Below are 7,350 nucleotides of genomic sequence, written 5' to 3'. Positions count from 1 at the left end.
CGCGCTCACCGCGCTCACCGCGCTCACCGCGCTCACCGCGCTCACCGCGCTCACCGCGCTCACCGCGCTCACCGCGCTCACCGCGCTCACCGCGCTCACGGACGGGCGGGGCGCACCGGGGACGGGCGCGTACCGCATCTGAACCGGTCGCCCGGATGGTGCGGAGGGATGAAATCCGCTTCCGGCGGTGTTGGTGCCTTCCGGTAGATCAGGACGATCGGAGGGCACCCGCGTGACACCGCAACGGGGATGGGCACGGCGACTGGCCGCATACGCGTGGCGTCATCCCAAGGACGTGGTCCTCGCGCTGGGCTCCTCCCTGGGCGGCATGGCCGTCATGGCGCTGGTCCCGCTGATCACCAAGGTGATCATCGACGACGTCATCGGCGACAAGACCAAGGACATGGCCACCTGGGCCGGTCTGCTCGTCGGCGCCGCGCTCGCCGTCTACGTCCTCACCTACGTCCGCCGCTACTACGGCGGCCGGCTCGCCCTCGACGTCCAGCACGACCTGCGCACCGAGATGTACGGGACGATCACCCGGCTCGACGGCAGACGCCAGGACGAGCTGTCCACCGGGCAGGTCGTCGGACGCGCCACCAGCGACCTCCAGCTGATCCAGGGCCTGCTCTTCATGCTGCCGATGACCATCGGCAACCTCCTGCTGTTCCTGATCTCCCTGGTGATCATGGCGTGGCTGTCGCTGCCGCTCACCGCCGTCGCCCTCGCCGTGGCCCCCGCCCTGTGGTGGATCGCCAAGCGCAGCCGCACCCGGCTGCACCCCTCCACCTGGTACGCGCAGGCGCAGGCGGGAGCCGTCGCCGGGGTGGTCGACGGCGCGGTCAGCGGCGTCCGCGTGGTGAAGGGCTTCGGACAGGAGGAGCAGGAGACCGGGAAGCTGCGCGAGGTCGGACGGCGGCTGTACGCCGGGCGGCTGCGCACCATCAAGCTGAACTCCCGGTACACCCCGGCCCTCCAGGCCGTCCCCGCCCTCGGCCAGGTGGCGATGCTGGCGCTCGGCGGCTGGCTCGCGGTGCACGGGCACATCACGCTGGGCACGTTCGTCGCCTTCTCCACCTACCTGGCCCAGCTGGTCGGGCCGGTCCGGATGCTCGCGATGGTGCTCACCGTCGGCCAGCAGGCCCGCGCCGGCACCGAACGCGTCCTGGAGCTGATCGACACCGAGCCGTTCCTGACCGACGGCGCCAGGGAACTGCCCGCCGACGCCCCGGCGACCGTCGAGTTCGACGACGTCGCCTTCGGCTACGAACCCGGCCGGCCGGTCCTGGACGGCCTCTCCTTCGAGATCCGCCCCGGGGAGACCCTCGCCGTCGTCGGCGCCTCCGGCTCCGGCAAGTCCACCGTCTCCCTGCTCCTGCCGCGCTTCTACGACGTCACGCACGGCGCCGTCCTCGTCGGCGGGCACGACGTGCGCGAGCTGACCACCGAGTCCCTGCGGGCCGCGATCGGGCTGGTCCCCGAGGACTCCTTCCTCTTCTCCGCCACCGTGCGCGACAACATCGCGTACGGCCGCCCGGACGCCACCGAGGAGCAGATCGTCGCCGCCGCCCGCGCGGCCCAGGCCGACCGGTTCATCAGCGAGCTGCCCGATGGCTACGACACCACGGTCGGCGAGCACGGCCTGACCCTCTCCGGCGGCCAGCGCCAGCGCGTCGCCCTGGCCCGCGCGATCCTCACCGACCCGCGCCTGCTGGTCCTGGACGACGCGACCTCCGCCGTGGACGCCCGCGTCGAACACGAGATCCACGAGGCGCTGAAGGGGGTCATGCGCGGCCGTACGACGCTGCTGATCGCCCACCGCCGCTCCACCCTCAACCTCGCCGACCGCATCGCCGTCCTCGACGGCGGCCGGCTCGCCGACATCGGCACCCACGACGAGCTCCAGCGGCGCTCCGCCCTCTACCGCAGGCTGCTCACCGACCCCGACGAGCTCGGCGCCGTCTCCCCGGGCCACACCCCGCCCGCCGGACCGCGGGAGGAGGACACCTCGGTCCGCGCGGAGCTGGACGCCGAGTTCGACGCCGAGCGCGGGGTCACGCCCCGGCTGTGGACCGGCGACCGCGAGCCCAAGGACGCCGCGCTGGCCGGCACCCCGGCCACCCCGGAGCTCCTCGCCCAGGTCGAGGCGCTGCCCCCGGCGAACGACGTCCCCGACGTCGACGAGGTCCAGGCCGTCCGGCCGGAGGACTCCTACGGCCTGCGCCGTCTCCTGCGCGGCTTCCGCACCCCCCTCCTCATCAGCCTCGGCCTGGTCGCCGTGGACGCCGGAATGGGCCTGCTGCTGCCGGTGCTGATCCGTCACGGCATCGACCAGGGCGTGACGCGGGCGGCCCTCGGCGCGGTCTGGGCGGCCGGCCTGCTGGGCCTGCTCACCGTGCTCGTCCAGTGGGCGGCGCAGACCGGCGAGATCCGGATGACCGGACGCACCGGCGAACGCGTCCTGTACGCGCTGCGGCTGAAGATCTTCGCCCAGCTCCAGCGGCTCGGCCTCGACTACTACGAGCGCGAGCTGACCGGCCGGATCATGACCCGGATGACGACGGACGTCGACGCGCTGTCCACGTTCCTGCAGACGGGCCTGGTCACGGCGTTCGTCTCGGTGGTCACCTTCTTCGGCATCATGGTCGCCCTGCTGGTCCTCGACGTCGGGCTCGCCCTGCTCGTCTTCGCCACCCTGCCCCCGCTGATCGTCGCCACCTGGTTCTTCCGCCGGGCCAGCGTGAAGGCGTACGAGCTGGCGCGGGAACGGGTGTCGGTGGTCAACGCCGACCTCCAGGAGTCGGTGGCGGGGCTGCGGATCGTGCAGGCGTTCCGCCGCGAGCGGGACGGCGGACGCCGGTTCGCCGAGCGCAGCGCCGACTACCGCAGCGCCCGCATCCGGGGCCAGTGGCTGATCTCGGTGTACTTCCCGTTCGTGCAGCTGCTGTCCTCGGTCGCGGCCGTGGCGGTGCTGGTCGTGGGCGGGGGCCGGGTCGACGACGGGACGCTGGCGATCGGCTCGCTGGTGGCGTACCTGCTCTACATCGACCTGTTCTTCGCGCCGGTGCAGCAGCTCTCCCAGGTCTTCGACGGCTACCAGCAGGCGTCCGTCTCGCTGGGCCGGATCCAGGAGCTGCTGCGGGAGCCGGCCTCCACGGGGGCCGCCGCCGAGCCGCTCGAGGTGCCGTCCCTGCGCGGGGAGATCGCCTTCGAGAACGTGCGCTTCGCCTACGGCGACGACGAGGAGGCCCTCGACGGCATCGACCTCACCATCCCGGCCGGGCAGACCGTCGCCTTCGTCGGCGAGACCGGCGCCGGGAAGTCCACGCTGGTCAAGCTGGTCGCCCGGTTCTACGACCCGACGGGCGGGCGGGTCACCGTCGACGGCAGGGACCTGAGGGACCTGGACATCACCGCGTACCGGCACCGGCTCGGGGTGGTGCCGCAGGAGGCGTACCTCTTCCCGGGCACCGTTCGCGACGCCATCGCCTACGGCCGTCCGGACGCCACCGACGCCGAGGTGGAGGCGGCGGCCCGCGCGGTCGGCGCGCACGAGATGATCGCCACGCTGGACGGCGGCTACCTCCATGAGGTCGCCGAACGCGGCCGCAACCTGTCCGCCGGGCAGCGCCAGCTGATCGCGCTGGCGCGCGCCGAGCTGGTCGCCCCGGACGTGCTGCTGCTCGACGAGGCCACGGCCGCGCTCGACCTGGCGACCGAGGCGCAGGTCAACCAGGCGACGGACCGGATAGCAGGGCGTCGCACGACCCTGGTCGTCGCCCACCGCCTGACCACCGCCGCCCGCGCCGACCGGGTGATCGTGATGGACCACGGCCGGGTCGCGGAGGACGGCACGCACGAGGAACTGCTCCGGCTCGGCGGCACGTACGCCCGGCTGTGGCGGACGTTCGTCGGGGAGGACGTGCCGGCGCCGGCGTGAGGAGCGGCCCCGCCCCCGCGGCGGGTGCGCGCAACCAATCGGCGTACGTCATGCGTCCGTACACGCGTACGCCGCCTGGCGCGGCAGAGGCGGTAGGGGAGGACGACTGTGCGCAGTGGAGCGATACGCCGGCGACTCGCGCTCGGCCTGGCGATGCTGACCGCCTCGGGGCTGCTCGCCGTCGCCGCGCCGGGTGACGCGCACGCCGCCGCGTACTGCGCCGGGCGCAAGGTGCGCACGCTGCCGTTCTCCACCGGCTCGGTGGTCGTCTACAAGCGGGGCGGCTACGTCTGCGCCGTCACCCTCGCCGAGAACCCCGGCACCAGACGGAAGATGTCGGTGAGCGTACGGGCGCGCGGGGGCCGCCCGGTCGTCGACGAGGGTAAGTACAAGCACCACGCCGGACCGGTGACCGTGCACGCCGGCCGCCGCTGCGTGTGGGTGAAGGGCAGGGTCGGCGGCGGGTCCGTCAGCTCCGGCTGGATCCTGTGCTGACCTCGTGCTGACCTGCGGGAGACCGAGGGTTATCCCCATGTCCCCTGGTGCTGGAGGGAGTTGGTCCAGTAGCTTCCGGCGCACATCCGTCTCACAGGGGAGTGCGCATGCGCAAGGCGCTCAGATGGCTGCTGGCGCTCACGGTGCTCATAGGCACACTGAGCACGGCCGGGGCGGCCACCGCCGCCGAGCCGGAGGCCACCGGCACCACTGACATCAAGGAGAGGCTGCTCTCGATCCCGGGCATGAGCCTGATCGAGGAGAAGCCGTACACCGGGTACCGCTTCTTCGTCCTGAACTACACCCAGCCGGTCGATCACCGCAGGCCCTCCAAGGGCACGTTCCAGCAGCGGATCACCGTGCTGCACAAGGACACCGCGCGGCCGACCGTCTTTTACACCGGCGGCTACAGCGTCTCCACGACGCCCCGCCGCGCCGAGCCGACCCAGATCGTGGACGGCAACCAGATCTCCATGGAGTACCGCTTCTTCACCCCGTCCCGGCCCGAGCCGGCCGACTGGTCGAAGCTGGACATCTGGCAGGCCGCCAGCGACCAGCACCGCATCTTCACCGCGCTGAAGAGGATCTACTCCGAGAACTGGATCTCCACCGGCGGCTCCAAGGGCGGCATGACCGCCACCTACTACGAGCGCTTCTACCCGCGGGACATGGACGGCGTGGTCGCCTACGTCGCCCCCAACGACGTGGTGAACGAGGAGGACTCGGCCTACGACCGCTTCTTCCGCACCGTCGGCACCAAGGAGTGCCGCGACCGGCTGAACGCGGTGCAGCGCGAGGCGCTGGTGCGCCGGGCGCCGCTGGAGAAGCGGTACGAGGCGGTCGCCGCCGAGAACGGCTACACCTTCGACACCATCGGCAGCCTGGACCGGGCCTACGAGGCCGTCGTCCTCGACTACGTGTGGGGCTTCTGGCAGTACAGCACCGTCGCCGACTGCCAGGACATCCCGGCGGACGCGGAGAACGCCACCGACGACGAGATCTGGACCTCGATCGACACGATCTCCGGCTTCTCGTTCTACACGGACCAGGGCCTGAGCCCGTACACGCCGTACTACTACCAGGCCGGCACGCAGATGGGCGCGCCGACCATCACCTTCCCGCACATCGAGAAGAAGTACGTCCGCTACGGCTACCAGCCGCCGCGCAACTTCGTGCCCCGCTCGATCGACATGGAGTTCCAGCCCTGGGCCATGCGGGACGTCGACACCTGGGTCCGCCACCACGCGCGGCAGATGCTGTTCGTGTACGGCGAGAACGACCCGTGGGGCGCCGAGCCGTTCCGTCTCGGCAAGGGCGCGCGTGACGCGTACGTGTTCACCGCGCCCGGCATGAACCACGGCGCGAACGTGGCCGGTCTGGTCGCCGAGGAGAAGGCGCTGGCCACGGCCCGCATCCTGGACTGGGCGGACGTCGCGCCGAGCACGGTCCGGGAGAACCCGGCGGCGGCGAAGCCGCTGGCGAAGTTCGACGCCGGGCTGGACAAGCGGGACGTCGAGCGGGAGCGCACGCTGCGCCCGTGACGGGGGCGGGGCGGGACTACACCGGGCGGGCGCAGCCCACCGGTGACGACCCGCCCAGCCGGACGTAGAGGGCCGTGGACGCCGGGCACTCGGACCGGTCGTCCACGGCCCTGTCCACCTCGAACTCCGGTTCCCGCTCGGCGCTGCCGTCGCAGGCCGTCTCGCGGACCCTGCCGTCGCCCAGGTCGTAGACGCAGTCGCCGACGATGGTGCGCGGTCCGCCCCCGCCGCCCGGGTCCCCGGGGTGCGGCGGCTGGAGGTTGCGCATACAGGCGTAGCCGCGCGGCACCGCGCCGTCACCGTCCTCGTCGGCGGAGGGGCGCTGCTCGCTGATGTGCAGCACGAAGTCGGTGGTGGCCGGGCAGCGCGGCCCGTCGCGCACGGTCCCGTCGTGGCGGGCGACGACCCGGGCCGCCGCCCGCTCGCTCCGGCAGGACACCTCGGTGAAGCTGGTCCGGCCGAAGGAGCTGCACTCGTCGACCGCGAGGAACACCGCCCCGTACCCGGACGGCAGGACCGGCGCCGGTGACACCGTCGCCGCCTGTTCGCCCGGCCGGCCGCCCTCCTCGGCGCCGCCGCCCGGCGCGCCCCGGCAGCCGGCGAGCAGCACCACGACCGCCGCCGCGAACGCGGCGCGCGTCCCCCGCCCACTTCCCACGTGCATCGTCATCCCCCGGACACTCCCGTCCAGCGTGACCCGGTCGGCCGGGGCACGCCAGACATGTGGTGAGCTTTCACCACATCGGGGAAAGTGCGTCGGACGGGTGACGTACGCGCGCCGCGTCCAACAGGCGCCATACGCCCCGCAGGCGTCCCCGGCCCTGGTTCCTTCCGCAACGGCGAGTTCCGAAGGTGCTGTTGAGTTGTTCCCGACCTGCCGGAACGGCTTGGGGTTGGGCCTACGGACGGATGAGGCCTTCAGGGAGGGGATCTCGAGCGAGAAGAGCCCGCGCCCGTCAGAGGCTTGACACACCCGTCTGCCCGCCCGACCGACGGTCCTCTGCGCCCCAGCCGATGGGGGCGATCAGTAGGGCGCTGGCTCTTCAGGTCATCTGATCGGACCGCCCCATGGCGCGGTCTCACACAACACTGCCGCTCCACGTCTCCACGGGGGACTGCAGGGAGGTGCCGGTGCTGCGCAGGAAGAACAGAGCATCGCGCTTACGCCCGTCGGCCGCTGTTCCCTTGTCGTAGAGGATGGCGATGTCGTCCTTGCCGTCCGCGTTGTAGTCGCCCGAGGTGGGTTGGCTGGCGGACCAGTTGAAGCTGCCGGAGCTGGTCCAGGTCTTGGCGACGGTGAACTGGGTGCCGGTGCTGGTCAGGGTGTAGACGGAGGAGGTGTGCTTGCCGTCGCTGCTCTGGCCGCCGTCGTAG

At 72.1% G+C, this 7,350-nt stretch carries 4 protein-coding genes and 1 pseudogene; 3 read left to right on the top strand and 2 right to left on the bottom strand.

Going from position 1 to position 7,350, the window contains the following annotated elements; all coding sequences use genetic code 11:
* The first annotated feature begins 232 nt into the window (after nucleotides 1–232).
* The 3 genes from ADK41_RS03505 (at nucleotide 233) to ADK41_RS03495 (ending at nucleotide 5,976) form a co-directional block, all read left to right on the top strand.
* On the top strand, nucleotides 233–3,940 hold the full coding sequence (locus ADK41_RS03505) for an ABC transporter ATP-binding protein (protein ID WP_030825039.1): 3,708 nt from the start codon (nucleotides 233–235) through the stop codon (nucleotides 3,938–3,940).
* Nucleotides 3,941–4,048: 108 nt separating this feature from the next.
* Nucleotides 4,049–4,435, top strand: a complete 387-nt coding sequence (locus ADK41_RS03500) for a hypothetical protein (protein ID WP_030825036.1) — start codon at nucleotides 4,049–4,051, stop codon at nucleotides 4,433–4,435.
* A gap of 107 nt (nucleotides 4,436–4,542) precedes the next feature.
* Nucleotides 4,543–5,976 carry a S28 family serine protease gene (locus ADK41_RS03495; RefSeq protein ID WP_030825033.1) on the top strand — a complete coding sequence of 478 codons (1,434 nt, stop codon included), beginning with the start codon at nucleotides 4,543–4,545 and terminating at the stop codon, nucleotides 5,974–5,976.
* Nucleotides 5,977–5,992: 16 nt separating this feature from the next.
* Here ADK41_RS03495 and ADK41_RS03490 read toward each other — a convergent pair whose 3' ends face one another.
* Nucleotides 5,993–6,646, bottom strand: coding sequence for a hypothetical protein (locus ADK41_RS03490; protein WP_380955418.1), 654 nt, complete (start codon nucleotides 6,644–6,646; stop codon nucleotides 5,993–5,995).
* A gap of 409 nt (nucleotides 6,647–7,055) precedes the next feature.
* A pseudogene (locus ADK41_RS03485) lies at nucleotides 7,056–7,350 on the bottom strand (FG-GAP-like repeat-containing protein); the annotation flags it as partial.

Origin of the sequence: Streptomyces caelestis (assembly GCF_001279005.1) — a bacterium.
Classification (GTDB): domain Bacteria; phylum Actinomycetota; class Actinomycetes; order Streptomycetales; family Streptomycetaceae; genus Streptomyces; species Streptomyces heliomycini.
The sequence above is the reverse complement of the archived record's forward strand: the minus strand, read 5'-3'. Positions and strand labels throughout refer to the sequence as shown.